At 58.0% G+C, this 205-nt stretch carries 1 pseudogene; it reads right to left on the bottom strand.

Going from position 1 to position 205, the window contains the following annotated elements:
- Window positions 1-205, bottom strand: a pseudogene (locus tag ACM6J5_RS27710) (hypothetical protein); the annotation flags it as partial.

Raw genomic sequence — 205 nt, 5'->3', positions numbered from 1 at the left:
ATTTCATTCAAGGCATTGAAATCGAATGTGTCGGCCCCGGTACCGCCATAAAGCATGTCCAGGCCCGTGCCACCGATCAGCAGGTCGTTGCCGGCGCCACCGGTGAGTGTGTCATTGCCGGCACCACCGTTGAGGGTGTTGGCAAGCGCGTTGCCGGTCAGCTTGTCGTGATAGTTGCTGCCCGTGAGGTTTTCGACGTTCAACA

The sequence above is a fragment of the Pseudomonas sp. IT-P74 genome, from assembly GCF_949768175.1.
GTDB lineage: Bacteria > Pseudomonadota > Gammaproteobacteria > Pseudomonadales > Pseudomonadaceae > Aquipseudomonas.
This window is presented reverse-complemented; position numbering and strand designations above follow the sequence as displayed.